The organism is Streptomyces sp. NPDC093544 (genome assembly GCF_040683495.1).
Classification (GTDB): domain Bacteria; phylum Actinomycetota; class Actinomycetes; order Streptomycetales; family Streptomycetaceae; genus Streptomyces.
This window is the reverse complement of sequence record NZ_JBFBEA010000011.1, coordinates 35,892-52,157: the sequence shown is the minus strand read 5'-3', so window position 1 is coordinate 52,157 and position 16,266 is coordinate 35,892. Positions and strand designations below refer to the sequence as shown.

General features: G+C 68.2%; 14 protein-coding genes. 12 read left to right on the top strand and 2 right to left on the bottom strand.

From position 1 onward, the window contains the following. Positions 1–110 precede the first annotated feature (110 nt). From AB0N66_RS18205 to AB0N66_RS18185, 5 genes are all read left to right on the top strand, one after another. Complete coding sequence (locus AB0N66_RS18205) at positions 111–3,743, top strand: DEAD/DEAH box helicase family protein (protein WP_365435434.1); 3,633 nt, start codon at positions 111–113, stop codon at positions 3,741–3,743. After that, positions 3,740–5,218, top strand: coding sequence for a hypothetical protein (locus tag AB0N66_RS18200; RefSeq protein ID WP_365435431.1), 1,479 nt, complete (start codon positions 3,740–3,742; stop codon positions 5,216–5,218). Before AB0N66_RS18205 ends, AB0N66_RS18200 begins: the two co-directional genes overlap by 4 nt. A 35-nt stretch (positions 5,219–5,253) precedes the next feature. Beyond that, positions 5,254–6,810 carry a class I SAM-dependent DNA methyltransferase gene (locus tag AB0N66_RS18195; protein WP_365436062.1) on the top strand — a complete coding sequence of 519 codons (1,557 nt, stop codon included), beginning with the start codon at positions 5,254–5,256 and terminating at the stop codon, positions 6,808–6,810. 148 nt (positions 6,811–6,958) lie between these two features. Then, on the top strand, positions 6,959–7,324 hold the full coding sequence (locus tag AB0N66_RS18190; protein ID WP_365435428.1) for a DUF6247 family protein: 366 nt from the start codon (positions 6,959–6,961) through the stop codon (positions 7,322–7,324). After that, positions 7,321–7,611 (top strand): hypothetical protein, encoded by a 291-nt coding sequence (locus AB0N66_RS18185; RefSeq protein ID WP_365435425.1) that lies wholly within the window; start codon positions 7,321–7,323, stop codon positions 7,609–7,611. Before AB0N66_RS18190 ends, AB0N66_RS18185 begins: the two co-directional genes overlap by 4 nt. A 49-nt stretch (positions 7,612–7,660) precedes the next feature. On the opposite strand, the gene AB0N66_RS18180 is transcribed toward AB0N66_RS18185, so the two are convergent. Next, a complete protein-coding gene (locus AB0N66_RS18180) occupies positions 7,661–7,870 on the bottom strand; it encodes a DUF397 domain-containing protein (RefSeq protein WP_365435422.1) in 210 nt (69 codons plus the stop codon). Next, the gene (locus AB0N66_RS18175; protein WP_365435419.1) at positions 7,867–8,745 is read right to left on the bottom strand and encodes a helix-turn-helix transcriptional regulator; all 879 of its coding nucleotides are present in this window, start codon (positions 8,743–8,745) and stop codon (positions 7,867–7,869) included. Before AB0N66_RS18175 ends, AB0N66_RS18180 begins: the two co-directional genes overlap by 4 nt. A gap of 155 nt (positions 8,746–8,900) precedes the next feature. Between AB0N66_RS18175 and AB0N66_RS18170 the strand changes: the two genes are divergently transcribed. The 7 genes from AB0N66_RS18170 (at position 8,901) to AB0N66_RS18140 (ending at position 16,247) form a co-directional block, all read left to right on the top strand. Next, entirely contained in the window at positions 8,901–9,386 is a 486-nt protein-coding gene (locus tag AB0N66_RS18170) for an ATP-binding protein (protein ID WP_365435416.1), read from the top strand. Between the two features lie 212 nt (positions 9,387–9,598). After that, entirely contained in the window at positions 9,599–10,573 is a 975-nt protein-coding gene (locus AB0N66_RS18165) for a helix-turn-helix domain-containing protein (protein ID WP_365435413.1), read from the top strand. Between the two features lie 26 nt (positions 10,574–10,599). Then, complete coding sequence (locus AB0N66_RS18160; RefSeq protein WP_365435410.1) at positions 10,600–11,493, top strand: hypothetical protein; 894 nt, start codon at positions 10,600–10,602, stop codon at positions 11,491–11,493. A gap of 194 nt (positions 11,494–11,687) precedes the next feature. After that, complete coding sequence (locus tag AB0N66_RS18155) at positions 11,688–12,350, top strand: hypothetical protein (protein WP_365435407.1); 663 nt, start codon at positions 11,688–11,690, stop codon at positions 12,348–12,350. 54 nt (positions 12,351–12,404) lie between these two features. Then, the gene (gene mshB / locus AB0N66_RS18150) at positions 12,405–13,310 is read left to right on the top strand and encodes an N-acetyl-1-D-myo-inositol-2-amino-2-deoxy-alpha-D-glucopyranoside deacetylase (RefSeq protein WP_365435404.1); all 906 of its coding nucleotides are present in this window, start codon (positions 12,405–12,407) and stop codon (positions 13,308–13,310) included. Then, positions 13,310–13,729, top strand: coding sequence for a DUF6113 family protein (locus tag AB0N66_RS18145; RefSeq protein ID WP_365435401.1), 420 nt, complete (start codon positions 13,310–13,312; stop codon positions 13,727–13,729). Before mshB ends, AB0N66_RS18145 begins: the two co-directional genes overlap by 1 nt. Before the next feature lie 160 nt (positions 13,730–13,889). Next, positions 13,890–16,247, top strand: coding sequence for a hypothetical protein (locus tag AB0N66_RS18140; protein WP_365435398.1), 2,358 nt, complete (start codon positions 13,890–13,892; stop codon positions 16,245–16,247). Positions 16,248–16,266: the final 19 nt, after the last annotated feature.

Below are 16,266 nucleotides of genomic sequence, written 5' to 3'. Positions count from 1 at the left end.
GGGAGACGAGAGGCCGAAGTCCGCACCTGGCCGTCCCGTTCCGCTGCTTCATGACGTCCGGCTCCGTAAGCTGACGGATCCGGGACGAGCGAAGGCTGGGGCAGCGGCGCGTGGACAGACAGAGTTTGGACGACCGGCTTCGGGAACTGGCGAAGGGGTCACCCAACTTCGGGCGCCTCTACGGGTACCAGCCTCTCCTGGCCATCTACGGGTCTCAGGCGGAACTCACCGTCCTGACCAACCCGAACGCCGCCTATGTGAGTGCTGGGCAGTTCGGCGAGGTCCTGGCCGAGGAGTTCGTCACCCGGACCGGCACTCGCGTCGAGGGCACCAGCCAGTTCGACCGCCTCAACGCGCTCACCCGGGCCGGCGTGCTCGTCGGCTGGAGCCGTGAAGCCTTCGACAAGCTCCGCAGGGGCCGCAACGACGCCGCGCACAACCACCTCTTCGACACGACGAAGGCACTCGAAGCGCTGAGGTTGTGCTGGCAGTTGGGCGAGCTCTTCGACCGGGCCATGGGCGGTACGCGGACCGTGACCGCGTTCGTCCCGCCGACCCTCCCGGACGAGGTGGAGGCCGCCGACCCCGAGGAGATCGCGCAGCTGGAGAAGGCGCTGGAGGGGCATCGCCGCGCGCTGGCCGAGTCGCGCGTGAAGCTGTCCGAGACCAGCGACCGCCTGGAGGCCGAGCGGCGGGCCCGCGCCGAGACCGAAGCCCTCATCGCCAGTGCCCAGCGGACCAAGACCGCGTACGCCGAACAGATCGAGGAGTTGCGGACGCAGGTCGCGGACCTCCGGGCGGCCCACCAGCAGCGGTACGACCGCGAGCGGGTCAAGCCCCGCCAAGTCGCCTCCGCCGCCCGTGAGGCCATCGTGGAGCGTGCGCAGCGTCCCGCGCCGCTCAACGAGGTGCAGGCGCGCGAGAAGATCGACGCCCTGCTGTCCAAGGCGGGCTGGCTGATCCAGGACAAGGCGGACGCCAACCCGCTGGCGGGCAAGGGCGTCGCCGTCCGCGAGTTCACGGTGGCCACCGGCCGTGCCGACTACGTCCTCTACGTCGACGGCAAGATCGTCGGCGTCATCGAGGCCAAGCGAGAGGGCACGCCGCTCGCCGGAGCCCTCGCACAGAACGAGCGGTACGCGGCGGGTGTGCTCAAGGAGCACGCGATGGCCGTATGGCGCCGGGAGGAACCCTTCGCGTTCCGTTACGCGACCACCGGCACGGAGACGTACTTCGTCAACCGCGTCGACCCCGACGCCCGCTCCCGTGAGGTCTTCGCCTTCCACCGCCCCGAGACACTCGCCGCGTGGATGAAACGTGCCGACGCGGATCCGCAGGCGCCCACCTTCCGGGCGGCTCTGCGTACGAGCATGCCGCTCCTGGAGACGCACGGCCTGCGCATGGCTCAGGTCGAGGCCATCACGGGCCTGGAGGGGTCCCTGGCCGCCGACCGGCCGCGCGCCCTGATCCAGATGGCGACGGGCGCGGGCAAGACGTTCACGGCCGTCACAGAGACCTACCGCCTGCTCCGCCACGCGGGCGCCCGCCGGGTCCTGTTCCTCGTCGACCGCAACAACCTCGGCCGCCAGGCGCACGCCGAGTTCGACAAGTACCGCACACCCGACGAGAACCGGAAGCTCACCGACCTCTACAACGTGGACATGCTGGGCCGCAGCGGGCTCCAGGAGACCTCGTCCGTCGTGATCTCGACGATCCAGCGGATGTACGCCTTCCTCAAGGGCGAGCCGTTGACGGAGCCGGAGTCGGACGAGCCGGACACGGACGAGCTGAAGACGAGCGGGGCGGAGACCGGGGATCGCGAGGACAGGAAGTCCTCGACCCTGGACGAGACCTACGCGGCGGACGAGCCGATCACGGTCGACTACAACCCGGACGTCCCGATCGAGTCCTTCGACGTGATCGTCATCGACGAGTGCCACCGCTCCATCTACGGCCTGTGGCGCGGCGTCCTGGAGTACTTCGACGCCCATCTCGTCGGCCTCACGGCCACCCCCACCCGCCAGACCAAGGGATTCTTCGACAACAACACGGTCTCGCAGTACACGTTCGAGCAGGCCGTCGCCGACGGCGTCAACGTCGACTTCGACATCGTGCGACTCAACACAGACCTGCGAGAGGACGGCGGCGCCAAGATCGAAGCCGGTACGACCGTCCGGATCCGCGACCGCCAGACACGCGCGCAGCGGTACGAGGAACTCGACGAGGACTTCGAGTACACCGTCGCGCAGCTCGGCCGCACGGTGATCACCGCGGACGAGATCCGGGCCGTCCTGACGACGTACAAGAACAACTGGCAGCGGTGGTTCCCGGGACGTGCGGACCTCCCCAAGACCCTCGTCTTCGCGGCCGGCGACGACCATGCCGACGAGGTGCTCAAGCAGGTCAAGCAGGTCTTCGGGCGGGGCGACAAGTTCGCGAAGAAGATCACGTACAGATCGCGGGAGAACGGGGACGACCCCGACTCGCTCATCAACGACCTGCGCAACTCGCCCAACCTGAGGGTCGCGGTGACGGTCGACATGATCGCCACAGGTACTGATGTGAAGCCGCTGGAGTGCGTGATATTTCTCCGGTCGGTGCGCAGCCCGGTGCTCTTCGAGCAGATGAAGGGGCGGGGTGCCCGCTCCATCGACCCGGACGAGCTGAAGGCGGTCACTCCGGAGGCGTCGCCTGATCTGGTGAAGGACCGTTTCGTACTGATCGACGCGGTGGGTGTGACGGACTCACCTCTGGTGGACGCCCGCCCGCTGATCCCGGCGGGCGAGAAAGGCATCTCCCTGGCGAAACTTCTCGACAAGGCCGGTACGCGGTCACTGACGGCGGACGAGGCGGAGACGCTGGGGCGCCGACTGGCCCGTATCGACCGGCAGTTGGGCGACGAGGAGCGGGGGCTACTGGCTCAGACGTCGGAGGGCGTCAGCCTGGCCGACCTGGCCCGCCGCATCGCCGACGCCGTGGACGTCGACACGCAGGACCGCGCCCGTAGTGAGGGTGGCGCGGAGCTGGCCAAGAAGTTGGTCCAGGACGCGGTGGCCCCGCTGACCAGTCGGCCGGAGCTGCGCAAGCTGATCCTGGAGATCCGCCACCAACAGGACCTGACGTACGACGAGACGACGGAGGTACGGGTCACCGAGCTTCGGGAGATACCGCGCGAGGAGAGGGCCCGCAAGGAGCTCGCCGAGTGGAACACGCTGCTCACGAAGGAGCAGGACGACGAGAACGCGGCGATCAGAGTCGCGCTGGGCAGCGGTGCGCGCCGCTTCACTCCGCGTGAGGCGCGGGACGCGCTGAAGGAACTCTCCGGCAGGATCCGGGCGACCAACCGCTCCTGGACGACGGGGGTCCTGTGGGACCACTACGACCAGCTCGGCAAGGCCGCGGCCAGCCCCGGCAAGGAGGCGGGCCTGGGCGACCTCGTCAGGCTCATCCGCTTCGAGCTCGGCGCCGATGATGAGCTCCGTCCGTACCGTACGGTGGTCGAGGAGCGCTTCGAGGGCTGGTTGCTGCGGCAGCGGCAGGCGGGCGTGGAGTTCACGGAGGACCAGCTGTGGTGGTTGGACCGCATAAAGAACGCCATCGCCGTCGACGTCGGCATCGAGCCGGGGGACTTCGGACACGCACCATTCTCCGAGCGCGGCGGAGGTCGGGGCTTCATGCGGGCGTTCGGGGACAAGGACAAGGCACTTGAACTGTTGGATGAGCTGAATCAGGAACTGGCGTGAGCGTCGACAAGGAACAGATTCCACTGAACTGGACGTGGGTGGAACTAGGCGAGGTGGCGGAATCTGTTCGAAATGGTATTTACGTGTCGCGTCCCGGCGTCGTTCCCGACGGCGTCCCTATTCTCCGTATCGGTGCCGTCCGCCCTTTGCGTCTGGATCTATCGGATCTGCGCTATACGGGGATGGAGGCCGCGGAAGTCGAAGAGCTCGATGGCACGCTAAGTCCCAGTGACCTACTCTTTACACGTTACAATGGGAACCCCGAGTTCGTCGGTGCCTGCGCACGGGTGCCCGATGGTGTCGGTGATCTGACCTACCCGGACAAGCTAATTCGTGTCCGGCTTGCCCCTGGCGTATTCGATAGCCGATTTGTCTGCTACATGTGGGCCTCTGAGGGCGTTCGTCGGCAAGTGCGTGAGTACGTCAAGACATCCGCTGGCCAGGTCGGCATTGCTGGTGGGTCCCTGAAGAAGGTACGCCTTCCCCTGCCGCCGCTAGCAGAGCAGCACCGCATCGTCGAGGCTCTTGAAGAGCAGCTGTCACGGCTGGATATGGCTGAGCGCGCAGCTATGAACGTGAGGCGCAGTCAACCTCAGTTGGTTGGTGCCTTCAAAAGCGCCCTTCTCCACGCGAAGGGCAACCTGCCTGCTGGTTGGCATTGGCGCGAACTAGCAGACGTCGTAGAGCGAGTCGAGGCCGGTAAGTCCTTCCGCTGTGAGCCCCGCCCCGCCGAGGATGGAGAGTGGGGCGTAATCAAGGTAAGTGCCATGACGTGGGGGAAATTTCGGCAGGGTGAGCAAAAAGCCGTCCCGGTTGGCAGGGAGATTGACGCACGATATGAAATTAGGGCCGGCGATATTCTGGTGAGCCGTGCAAATACCCCTGAGTATGTCGGTGCTCCTGTCCTTGTTCGTCAAACGCGTTCTCATCTCCTGTTGAGCGATAAAAGCCTGCGATTGATTCCTAAGTCGGGCGTTAGTCGCCACTGGCTAATTACAGTCCTGTCGGCACCGTTGGTGCGCCAACAGATCACGGCTAGAGCGACGGGGAGCAAGGATTCCATGCGGAATATTTCACAGAGGGATTTGCTCTCTGTGCGAGTGCCCGTGCCTCCGTCGGATGAGCAGAAGTCCCTAGCGGATCGGGCGGATGAGGTACTGACGGCTATCGAAGGAGCGGCTCGCGAAGTGGAGCGGGTTGGCGAGCGAGCGGGTGCGCTACGAAAGGCCATTCTTGGCCGAGCGTTCGCTGGTCAACTGGTCGCCCAAGATCCCGCAGACGAACAAGCATCCATGGCCCTGGACCGCATGGTCGCCGACCGAGTTGCCCAACTCAAGCCTAAGCGGACCCGCAAGGTCGCATCGAGTGAAGCCGAGAAGGTTCCTCGGGCACGCGGCCCACGACCGGCTACAGCTCCCGCCCCCGAACCAACCCCCGCCCCATCCCTCGCCGTACAGCAGGAGTTCGACCTGTGACCGCCCCCGCAGACCCCCAGCAGCCCGCGACAGAGCTGGCCGAGACGGCCAAGGTCGTCGCCCAGACCAACACCCTGGTCTCCAAGCTCTGGAACTACTGCAACGTCCTCCGCGACAACGGCATGTCCACCATCGAGTACGTCGAGCAGCTCTCGTACTTGCTCTTTCTCAAGATGGTCGACGAGTTCGAGAACGACCCGTGGGACGGGCGCGACATGAGCGCGATCGTGCCTGCCGAGTACAACTGGAAGTCACTCGTCGGCAAGCGCGGCCCGGAGCTAGAGAAGCACTACCGGGACACCCTCGAACACCTGGGCCGTCTACCCGACACAACCATCGGCACGATCTTCGCCGACGCCCAGAACCGGATCACCAAGCCCGCCCTCTTGGAGAAGCTGGTCGTAGACCTGATCGGCCGGGAAGAGTGGACCGTCACGGGGACTGACCTCAAGGGTGACGCCTACGAGGGCCTGCTCAACAAGGGTGCCTCGGACACGAAGACCGGCGCCGGCCAGTACTTCACGCCCCGCGCGCTGATCGACGCGATGGTTGACGTCGTACAGCCCGGCCCGGACGACACCATCACGGACCCGGCCTGCGGTACCGGCGGCTTCCTCATCGCTGCCCACTCCTACATCCGCGACCACTACATGAAGACCATGCCGCTGGACGAGCGGATGGCCTACGACAGTGGCCGCAAGATCTGGGGCAACGAACTAGTCACCGGCACTGCCCGCCTCGCCGCGATGAACATGCTCCTTCACGGCATCGGCAAGAGCGACGGCCCGAGCCTCATCACCGTCGGAGACGCCCTCGCCGACAAGCCCAGCGGCAAGCACGCCACCCTCGTCCTCGCGAACCCTCCCTTCGGCCGCAAGTCCGCGATCACAGTGATCGGCCAGGACGGCGACGTCGAGAAGGAGGACATCCAGTACGACCGCGACGACTTCACCGCGACGACCACCAACAAGCAGCTGAATTTCCTGCAACACATCATGTCGCTGACGGCAGTTGGCGGCCGCGCCGCCGTCGTCCTGCCGGACAACGTCCTCTTCGAGGGCGGGGCCGGTGAGAAGGTCCGCCGCAAGCTCCTCGACGAGTTCGACCTGCACACCATCCTGCGGTTGCCCACCGGCATCTTCTACGCCGGTGGAGTCAAGGCCAACGTCCTCTTCTTCGACAAGAAGCCTCCGCGCGCCGACGGCAAACCGCACACCACCGAGACCTGGATCTACGACCTCCGAGTCGGCCAGCACTTCACGCTCAAGCAGCGCCCCCTCACGCGAGCCCACCTGGACGACTTCGTGGCGGCCTACCGTGCTGGCGAGCCCCGGTCGTCCCGCGTCGAGTCCGAGGACGACAACGGGCCGTTCAGGAAGTTCAGTTACGAGGACCTGATCGCCCGCGACAAGATCAACCTCGACATCACATGGATGAAGGACCCGGCCCTCGACGACGCCGACAGCGGTCTGGCCCCCGAGGTGATCGCCGAGGAGATTGTCCGCGACCTCCAGTCCGCCCTGAACGAGTTCACGGCCATCGCCCGCTCCCTCGGCGCCGAGGTCGACGTACCGGAGGCCGAGGTCGAGTAGCCGACTCACCGCTCGGCTTGGCCTTCGGTCGCGTCTGAGCCGCAGCGGCCCGAGCGGTGGGGAAGGCCAGACCCGCCCTCGTTCAGCTCACCCTCCGGATGAGGGGGCGGCTAGGGTCGTGAGCAAGCAGCGCCGAAGGGGTACACGCATGAGTGCACAGCACGCCGAGACACCGCCACCGCTCATTCCGCAACCGCCGACCACCCGCGATGCCCTGCGCGAAGCCGTTAAGCAGATCGCGCTCGCCCGGCTTGCCGAGTTCGATCGCGACCTCGGTGAAGCCTTCGATCAGGCCATCCAGCTCTCGTCCATCACACCCATGCGGCTGTTCCTGGAGAAGTGGGCAACGCTTGTCGCCATCGAGCGCCACCCTGAGCAGGCGCGGATGATGCGTGAGGCCGAGCGAACCATCGCCGATCCCAGTGCCCCGGAGGACGCCTTCCGGCAGGCGCAGGCCACGGTCACCCGCATACTCGACACGGCATCCGAGGAGGCCGGAGTAGCCCTGGGGTGAACGAGCGCGAAGAAGGCCAGGAGGACGCCACCACAGGGTGGGCCTGGGAGTACGACCCGAACGCAGAGTGGGTGGTCGGCGGTATGAAAGCCGTGGACCAGGAGGCGGTCGCCGTCATCGCGTCCGCGCTGGCCGATCTCGCCGCATACGGTCTTGGCCCGGACGGGCGCCTCGACGAAGACCCGAATCCCATGCGGCTGCGCACCTACAGCACCGGAACGATCCTGGTCTGGTACCAGGTGGTTCCGTACCGCAAGCGCGTATACGTCAAGCGCGTCAACTTGTGACACCGGGCCGCCCGCACATCCAGTCGCTGCCCTCAGGCACCCGGGCCAGTCAGCCTTCAGACACGTGCGGAACGAAGTCGGCCCAGGCGGCGAGGAAGAAGGACAGGCGGGGGCCGTCGGTGGACTTGGAGTCGCGGATGTGGACCGTGCCGGGGGTGGTGGCGATCTCGACGCAGGAGTCGCCGTCGGGGCCGCTGCTGTAGCTGCTCTTGAACCACGCCAGTTCGGAGGCGTCCCCGGCAACGGTCTTGCGGATCATGTTTCTCCCAGCAGTTGCTCAATGAGGGTCAGCGACTCCCGTGGTGGGAGAGCCTGCGCCCGGATGGTGCCATACCGCAGCTCAAGGATGCGAAGCTGCCTCGGATCGGACGTCGGACGACCGTTGAACGCGCCGTCGGAACGCCCCACAGCTGTCCCGTCCTCGAACTTCAGCACTTCGATCCTGCCGCTCATGCCGGGATGGGCAGCACTGTCCATCGGCATCACCTGAAGCGTGACGTTGTTCAAGTGCCCCATCTCCAGCAGGCGTTCGAACTGCTGTCGCTGCACCATTGTGCCTCCAACTTTGCGGCGAAGCGTTGCCTCCTCCAGAACGAAACTGAGCGCAGGTGCAGGCGACCGCTCGAAGACGGACCGCCGGGCAATGCGGGCGGCTACCCGCCGTTCCAAGTCCTCCAGCGAATAGGCCGGCTGCCACGATTCCAGCAGGGCTCGTGTGTGCTCGGGCGTCTGCAACAGACCGGCGATGCTGCTGCACTCGTACACCCCGATCTCCACCGCCCGCGCCTCCATCTGCGCCAGATCCCGAACCTTCTTCGGATACCGAACCCTCTTCACGTCCTCCTTCATCGCCGAGAGCAACCCACCCGCCCCCAACACCTCGTCCGCCTTGTCCAGATACTCGGGCTGAGGAATCCGCTTCCCGCCCTCGATCTTGTAGACCAAGTCTTCCCCGTACCCGACGGCCTCCCCGAACTCGGCGGCCCGCATCCCCACCGCCTCCCGCCGCAGCCTCAGCTGCCGCCCCACGGTCGCGACGACCGCCACACCCCAGTCGTCGTCCGGGTCCACCTCCCAACCCGGCTCGTCCGCCTCGCTCTTGAGCCGCACCGCGTTGCCGTCCACCTGCCGCATCCCGCACCCCTCCGTCGTACGACTGTGCCGCGACGGCCCATACCCGTACGCCCGGTGCCGACAGCCCGGACACGACCGGACAACGTCCGGACAATCACCGTACGCAACGGAGTCGTCACTGTTCACGGTAGGCGTGGGCAGCCACTCTGAGTGACGTGATCCACGAAACCGCCGCCCCCGAGGCTCAACCCGGCCACCTCATCCGCAACTTCAGCGTGCAACTGTCTCCCACGCCACGCGGAGCCCGTCTCGCCCGTCTGCTTGCCACCGAGCAACTGCGCTCCTGGGAACTTCCGTTGGACCCGGCACGCCAACTCGTCGCCGAACTCGCGGCCAACGCGGCCACGCACAGTCGCGTCCCCGGCCGAGATTTCAGGATCACCCTCTACGTCGTCGCGCACACCCTGCGCATCGAGGTGACCGACACCTGCGGCGACCGGCTGCCCCGCCCCCAAGACCCCGCCCCCGACGCCGAGTCAGGCCGTGGTCTCGTCCTCGTCGAGGCGCTCGCCGACCGGTGGGGCACCATCCGGGGACCGCGCCCGCGCAAGACGGTCTGGGCGGAACTGAACCTGTCACCGGACCACGGAAACGCGTGCTCCGGTGACAGGGGCGCTCTTCCCAAAGAACCACGAGGGTGAAAGGACCCCACCAAACCCCACCCCACCCTCCCGCACGCGTCGGCACGCCCCTCACTCGCGCGAGTGAACATCACCAACTCTGCTGGATTTCCTGCCCCTTGCCTGCCCTACGCTCAGCGCGACACAACACAACCGCAGACATGCGACGGCCCCCGCCGGGACGGCAATCCCAGTGCGAGGGCCTGACCACCGAGGAAGAGAAGAGCTTCCCGATGGGTACCCAAAACCCTAGCGTGCCCCCGCACGCCCAGTCCCGGCATGCCGCCGACAAACACCCGAACCGGCGGCGGCACCCCCGCTCCGGAGTCTCCGGAGGCTCCCGAGACTCTGGCCAAGGCGGACTCACCCACGACAACGCCCGCCACGCCACCCGCTTCACGGTGATCGGCAACCACCTCGCCCAGCACCCGGAGCTGTCGGGTCTCGCGATCGGGCTGGCCGTCCACATCCAGTCCCTCCCCGCAGGGGCCCGTGTCGACATCAAGACCCTCACCGCCCGCTTCCCCGAGGGAGCGACTCGTATCGCCGCAGCTCTGCGCGAGCTGGAGGCCCACGGCTACCTGCGCCGAGAACGGCGACGCATTCCGGGCGGCCGCATCGTCACCCGCACGATCTCCTGCAATCAGCCCGGTCACCAGCCCGACCGCCACCAGGCAGCCGACGACCACGGCCCGGTAACCCCTAAACAGTCGAAGGAGCCGGAGAGCCCGGAGCAGCCGTCGCAACCGCAGAGCCCGGAGCAGCCGACGCGGCCGAAGCAGCGCGCACCCCGCAAGCCCCTCCCCGCGGTACCGCGCCCTGCCTGCCCCGCCCCCGCCCTCCTCCAGACGGCCGCCGACCTCCTCGCGGACCTGCGTCGCCACGACCCCAGTCTGCTTCTCTCCGCCTGTGACACGGCCCACCTAGCCCCCGGCGTCGCCGCCTGGCTGGAGCGAGACGTCAGCCCCACCGCCGTACGACAGGCGCTGACCACCGACCTGCCACCCGAGGGTCTACGGCGGCCCGCCGCCCTCCTCGCCCACCGCCTGACCGCCCAGTTGCCGCCGCCACCCCCGTTCCGTGCCCCCACCTCACGGTCGGCAGGCGCACGGCACCCACTCCAGAACTGCGACGGCTGCGACCGCGCCTTCCGCGCACCCGAACCGGGCCGCTGCTACGACTGCCGGACTCTGTCACCCGCGCTCTAAAGATCCGCCCAAGCACAAGGAACCGCATGGTCAACTCGTCCCACGAGGCGATGCACCGCATCTTCCAGGAGTACCCGGGCTTGTTCACCGGCGTCTCCAGGGCCCTCGGCCTCCCGTTCATCCCACCCAAGTCCGTCACTGTTCTGCCGACCGACCTCACCGAGATTCAGCCTGTCGAACGCCGCGTCGACACACTGCTGCGTTTCGACGGCGAGGAGCCGATTCTGCTGGCCGTCGAAGCGCAGAGCGCGAAGGACTCGAACAAACCATCCAGCTGGGCCTACTACCTTTCCTTCCTCTTCGCGAAGTACAAGACCCCGCCCCTGTTGCTGGTCGTCTGCCAGGATCGGGCCACAGCCGAGTGGGCCGCCCAACCCGTCCCCATCGGCCCTCGGTGGTGGGCCGCCCTCACCCTGCACCCTCTTGTGGCCGGTCCGCACAACATGCCCGTGATCACTGATCCGGACGAGGCCCGCGCCGACCTGGCGCTGGCAACGCTGTCCGCTATCACCCACGCGAAGAACCCGGACATCAATGGGATACTGAAGGCCCTGTCCGCCGCTCTGCAGGGTGTGCCCGAAGCCGTAGCCGACCCGATCATCGAATTCACAGCACAAGGCCTTGGTGTCAACCGCCGGGCCGGGGAACTCTGGAGGAACCTGGTGGCCGTGGACCTTTCCTTCTACAAGTCGTACATCTCGGAAGAGATCCGTGACGAGGGGCGCGCAGAAGCCCGCGTTCAGACGGCCGCCGAGGACATCCTGCTCGTCCTGGAGACGCGCGGCCTCGATGTCCCCGACGAGATCCGCGAACGCGTCACCGGCTGCGACGACCCCGAACTCCTCCGCCACTGGCTCACCCGCGCCGTCACCGCGCCGTCCGCCGAAGAGATCTTCACTGACGCGGGCGAAAACGCCTGAGGCCAGCGGGAGCAGCCAGGGCCTGAAGCCACCGGTCTCGACGGCTCCCGTGTCCGGAGAGGTGTGATCCGGAAACCGAAGGGTCGGAATCGGCCACCTTGGTGTGGGCTGGCCCTTCTGGCTTGACTGACCCCCGTACGGCTCGGGAATCGTGCACGTAGAGATCGTGACGGAGAGCTCTACGGGGGTTACCCATGGCCGTTCCCAGACCGCAGACGCGTCAGTTCGAGGCGTTTATGACGAACCTGTCGTACGCCCGGCGCATGGTCGAAGCGGGCAGGATGCTCACCCCCTTCAAGTCACCCACGATCGACATCGACGACTTCTACCGGGCGGCCTGGGTCCAGGCCGTCGCCGCCATCGACCACTGGCTGCATGAAGAGGTGCTGCGCCGGGTCGCCGAGCTGGCGGCCAAGGACAGTCCCGACATGCCGTACCAGCTGCGGGTTTACGAGTTGCCGCTGCACAGGGTCGAGGCGGTTCAGCGGGGTGATGTCACCTTGTCCGAGGCGGTCGTCGAGCACCTGCGCGACAAACTCGCGGCTCAGTCGCTCCAGCACCCGGGGAAGATCTCCGAGGTGCTCAAACTCGTGACCGACAAGAAGGTCTGGTATCTGTCCGCGGGATGGATCAACAAGTCGCTCTTCCAGGACCGTACCTCCCTGAATGAGAAGACGCTTCGCAGTCGCTACCTGGAGATCACTCAGCGGCGGAACAAGATCGCGCACGACGCCGACCTGATCGACGGCGATCTCAAGCAACGCCGCCCCATCGACGAGGCTTCGGTGAACGACGCCATCGACTGGATCGAGCGGATCGCGCTCGCCATCGCTTACGTGCTCGACGACGAGGACTGACAGGCGGTCGGGGAGGGGGATGGGGGAGCGTGGGCGCCTCGTAGGGTGGGTTCCATGACGGAACTGCCCGACCGGCGTCTGCTCCTGGTGCACGCGCACCCGGACGACGAGTCGATCAACAATGGCGCGACCATGGCCAGGTACGCGGCCGAGGGCGCCCAGGTGACGCTGGTGACCTGCACCCTCGGCGAGGAGGGCGAGGTCATCCCGCCCGGGCTCGCCCACCTCGCGCCGGACCGTGAGGGCGGGCTCGGCCCGTACCGGACCGGTGAGCTGGCCGCCGCCATGAAGGAACTCGGCGTCACGGATCACCGCTTCCTCGGCGGCCCCGGGCGCTATCGCGACTCCGGGATGATGGGCGTCGAGCAGAACCGGCGCCCGGGCGCCTTCTGGTCCGCCGATCTCGACGAAGCCGCCGGATATCTCGTCGAGGTGATCCGAGAGGTACGCCCCCAGGTGCTCGTCACCTACGACCCCGACGGGGGTTATGGGCACCCGGACCACATCCAGGCCCACCGCGTGGCCACGCGTGCCGCGGAGCTGGCCGCGCAGCCGTCCTTCCGCACCGATCTCGGTGCGTCCTGGGAGATCGCCAAGATCTACTGGAACCGGGTCCCGCGCTCGGTGGCCGAGGAGGCGTTCGGGCGGCTTCGGGAGGCGCTGCCGGAACTGCCGTACTCGAAGTCGGCCGTCATCGACGACGTGCCGGGTGTGGTCGACGACTCGCTGATCACCACCGAGATCGACGGAACGGCCCACGCCGCCGCCAAGGCCGCCGCGATGCGCGCGCACGCCACCCAGGTCGAGGTGACCGAGCCCTGGTTCATCCTGTCCAATGAGCTCGCTCAGCCGCTGTTCACCACGGAGTACTACGAGTTGGTACGCGGAGAGCGACCGAAGTCGCGTGAGACGGATCTGTTCGCGGGCATCGACCGGCAACAGCGAGAGGCGGGCGTGTGATGAGTACGACGGGACAGCGGGGGAGTGGGATGGCCCAGCCGCTGACGCCGCCCTCGGGCGGGCGCATCGTCGTCTACGTGGCACTCTTCGTGCTCGGCGCCGTCGTCGGGGCCGCCGGAGCACTGGTGCAACCCGGCTGGTTCCCGGGCGGGTTGCTGCTCGCGCTGGCCGGCGCGGCCGGGCTCTTCCTGGGCGGGGCGCGGGGCGTCGGCACCAGAGCCGGGGCCGTCGCGCCCGCGGCCGGCTGGATGGTCGCCGTCATCCTGCTCACCGCCAGCCGCCCGGAAGGCGACTTCCTCTTCGGCACGGGATTCGGCTCCTACCTCTTCCTGCTCGGCGGTATGGCTGTGGCTGTGATGTGCGCCACGCTTGGACAAGTGCGGCAACCTGACGGCTCCGCCGTCCGACTTGGCAAGTGACGTACCACTTCGCCATATCCGGCAGGTGCGGGTCCCGTGGGGGTTTCCTTCGCGGTCGAGGTTTGCGGGCCCGACATGGCCAGTATGGTGGTGCGCGTCGCCGAGCCGCCCGAGATGAGGTCGAGGAAACGGGCGGCGGAGCCAACCGGGAGAACTTGCCTTGAGTCGTGAAACTGACAGTTCGTCCTCCGGGCCCAACGGGCGCGGTGGAGCCGCGTACCCGTCGGGGACGCCGCCGTACGGGACCCCCCAGGCCTCCGACAGCGGGGCTGACGCGGGCCGTTCGGCTGCCGGCGCGCCGCCGGAGGAGCGCAAGACAGAGACCACGCTGACGACGCGGATCCGGATCAACATCCCCGGGTCGCGGCCCATCCCGCCCGTCGTGGTGCGTACACCGGTCGCGGACGCCGACGGTGCCGACAGCCTGGGCGGCGGAGCGGGCGGTGGCGCTGAGCCGCCGCGTGCCCTGAGTTCGCCCACCGGCGCGTCCACGGTCGTGGACATTCCGGCGGGTGCCGCTCCGGCCCCCACGACCGCTGCCGAGGAGAAGACGAGCGACTGGTTCGCGCCGCGCAAGTCCGGTGCGCCCAAGGGCGGGCCGGGAGGCGGGTCCACCAACGGGGCCGGTCTGCCTGGCGGTTCGGGTCCCTCGGGCGCCGCTGGTCCTGCCGGGCCGCAGGGTTCGGGTGGCCAGGGTGCCGGTGGCGGCCGTCACAGCGCTCCCGGCGGTGCGCGTCCCGCCGGCACGAACGGCGCCGGTCCGCAGGGCGCCTCCGGTGCTGGCCGGCCCGGCGGGGGCAACGCGCCCCGCCCCGGCGGTACGAACGGTGCCGGGCTGCCCGGTGCCACCGGCGCCGGACCCGTGGCGCCCGGCCACGGTGGCGGCACCGGTTCCTTCGACGTCTCCGGAGCGCTCGGCAACACCGCCTCCTTCCCGGCGATCGGATCCGGCGCCGATGAACAGCGGCGCGACGACCTCCCGTACTTCCCGGACGACGGCCGGCGTGGCCCCGGCACGGGCCACGGGCCCTCGGGGCCGACCGGTGGTCCGGTCACCGGGAACGGTCCGCTGGTTCCGCCGATGGGCGCGGGCGTGGCTCCGGGCAGTCTGGCCGCGGGGCCGGGTGGACCCGGTGGACCGGGCGGGCAAGGGATGAGGCCGGGTGGGCCTGGCGCGGGACCGGGCGGTCCCGGCGTGGGCTCGGGATATCCCGGTGGAGGTCCCGGAGGCCAGGCGGGTCCCGGAGGTCCGGCGGGTCCGGGAGCCTCGGGGTACCCCGGCAGCCAGGGCTACGCCGGCAGTTCGGACTACGACTTCGCGAGCGGTCTCAGCGACGACACCGCGATCCTCACGCCGCAGAAGCCGGCCCCCGAACCGGGCGCGGGCGGCTACGGCGGCGGCGCCGGGGAGAACGTCTCCGGGCACACCCTGACCAGCGGCATCCCCGTCGTACCCGCCACCCAGAACTCCCCGTTCGGGCCGGGCGCGCACCCCGACGGACCGCTGCCGCACACCCCGCCGAAGCTGCCCGAGCCGGTCCAGGAGCCCGCACCCGCGGCGAAGCGGACCAAGAAGAAGGGCCGCAGCAAGCTGATGCTCCTCGGCGTCGGCGTGTTCGTCATAGGCGGTGGTGCCTACGGCGCCGGGCTGCTGATGAACCACTCGGACGTACCCAAGGGCACCACCGTGCTCGGCGTCGACATCGGCGGCGGCACCCGGGACGACGCCGTCAAGAAGCTCGACGACGCCTTCGGTGACCATACGAACAAGGCGCTCAACCTGTCGGTCGACGGCGACACGGTCTCGCTCAAGCCGGACCAGGCCGGGCTCCAGCTCGACACCCAGGCAACGGTCCGCGCCGCCGCGGGCAGCGACTACAACCCCGTCTCGGTGATCGGCTCCCTCTTCGGCCAGGAGCGTGTCGTCGAGCCCGCGATGCCCGTCGACGAGGAGAAGCTCAAGGCCGCCCTGCAGAGCACCGCGGGCGGCTCCGGTTCGGCGAGCGACGGCACGATCAAGTTCGAGTCCGGCAAGGCCGTCGCCGTGTACGGCAAGGCGGGCAAGGGCATCGACGTCGCGTCGTCCACGCAGGCCGTCGAGGACGCGTACCGCACGCAGGTCGAGACCGGCACGGCCCCGCCGGTGAAGGTCGCCACGTCCACCCAGCAGCCGACGGTCACCGACGCCGAGGTCGACCGGGAGCTGAAGGAGTTCGCGGAGCCGGCGATGTCGGCCAACGTGACCGTGCAGACGGACGCGGCGCACTCGGTCCCGATGAGTCCGGAGAACTCGCTGTGGAAGTTCCTCGCGGTGACGGCTGTCGACGGCAAACTGGTCGACAAGCCGAACCTGACCGCCCTGGAGGAGCTCTACGGACAGACCTTCGACGGTGTGCTCATCACCCGGGCCAACGGCGAGAAGACGGCCGTGACACCGCAGGACGTCTACGGCGCCCTGCGCCAGGCACTGCTGAGCACGACCGACCGGGTCGCGGTCATCGACACCGACCCCAGCTAGCGGGTTCGCCTCCAAGAGG

What these genes read in the sequence shown, in the direction of transcription:
- AB0N66_RS18190 (WP_365435428.1), top strand. Translation starts at nt 6,959, where the DNA reads ATGAGTGCACAGCACGCCGAGACACCGCCACCGCTCATTCCGCAACCG.
- AB0N66_RS18145 (WP_365435401.1), top strand. Translation starts at nt 13,310, where the DNA reads ATGAGTACGACGGGACAGCGGGGGAGTGGGATGGCCCAGCCGCTGACG.
- AB0N66_RS18165 (WP_365435413.1), top strand. Translation starts at nt 9,599, where the DNA reads ATGGGTACCCAAAACCCTAGCGTGCCCCCGCACGCCCAGTCCCGGCAT.
- AB0N66_RS18155 (WP_365435407.1), top strand. Translation starts at nt 11,688, where the DNA reads ATGGCCGTTCCCAGACCGCAGACGCGTCAGTTCGAGGCGTTTATGACG.
- AB0N66_RS18175 (WP_365435419.1), bottom strand. Translation starts at nt 8,745, where the DNA reads ATGCGGCAGGTGGACGGCAACGCGGTGCGGCTCAAGAGCGAGGCGGAC.
- AB0N66_RS18160 (WP_365435410.1), top strand. Translation starts at nt 10,600, where the DNA reads ATGGTCAACTCGTCCCACGAGGCGATGCACCGCATCTTCCAGGAGTAC.
- mshB (WP_365435404.1), top strand. Translation starts at nt 12,405, where the DNA reads ATGACGGAACTGCCCGACCGGCGTCTGCTCCTGGTGCACGCGCACCCG.
- AB0N66_RS18180 (WP_365435422.1), bottom strand. Translation starts at nt 7,870, where the DNA reads ATGATCCGCAAGACCGTTGCCGGGGACGCCTCCGAACTGGCGTGGTTC.